This window comes from Bacteroides cellulosilyticus DSM 14838, assembly GCF_000158035.1.
In the GTDB taxonomy this organism is placed as follows: Bacteria; Bacteroidota; Bacteroidia; order Bacteroidales; family Bacteroidaceae; genus Bacteroides; species Bacteroides cellulosilyticus.
The window spans coordinates 1-871 of sequence record NZ_EQ973531.1 but is presented as its reverse complement, the minus strand read 5'-3'; the positions used below and the strand labels follow the sequence as shown (position 1 = coordinate 871).

Here is an 871-nt window from a genome sequence, read left to right as displayed (position 1 = left end):
GGTTGCACCTACAGTTAAGCCTAAAATACCTTCAGTTTTAGCATCGCTTACAGAACCGAAAACAGAAGGAGATACTGTACCACGAGCTTCGAGGTCGATAGCCCATTTCTGGTCAATGTTGTATTTAGCACCCAAACCTAAGCTTGCGCCAACCAACAGACGTACCTTATCATCTTTAGGATAACTCTTAGAAGGATCCAGTTCTTGCTTATAAGTCAAAGAACCATCAGCGTTAGTAACCTCAGTGGTCTTTGTTGCAAGATTCCAAGTACTATAAGAATTTGAGATATTCAATGTAGGACCTACAAAGAACATAAACTCAAACTTACGGCCTTCTTTGTAACCACAGAAGAGGTTAGTCAGGTTCAACATTGCATCAGCATTCAATGCAACGAACTTCTTCTTATAGTTATACCAATTCTCGTCTTTGCCTACGTTTTCAAAAGGGTATTGAGTATGAAGTTTACCAGACCATCCGGCAACCTGACCACGGATACCCCATACCGGGCTGAAGAATTTTCCCAGTGATATATTCACCAGAGGTGTTATGGATTCACCGAATCCATAATCAAAGTTGCTGGGGTTGGTCACAACTTGTCCACCCACGCCTACACTGATAAAGAAATTGTCCTTCCAGCTTTCACTGTAGTACTTTTCTTTAGTCTGTGCATTGGCAATGGTTGCCCCTGACAACAGTAAAGATAATATTACTAATTTACTTTTCATTGTTTTTTAGTTTTTAATAGATTTAACTCTTTATTACTTATTCATTCTTCACCATTTCTCTTATTTCAGGTTGAACCTGAACATCAATCCACCAGTGAAATATTGCATTCGTTGTAATTCCACCTGTAAATGCAAATGGTTGAAC

General features: G+C 39.2%; 1 protein-coding gene and 1 pseudogene. Both read right to left on the bottom strand.

Translation table 11 applies throughout. From position 1 onward, the window contains the following. Positions 1–726 (bottom strand): outer membrane beta-barrel protein (locus BACCELL_RS25515; RefSeq protein WP_007215078.1); only part of this gene is annotated, 726 nt, incomplete at its 3' end. Between the two features lie 60 nt (positions 727–786). After that, a pseudogene (locus BACCELL_RS27865) lies at positions 787–871 on the bottom strand (YjbH domain-containing protein); the annotation flags it as partial.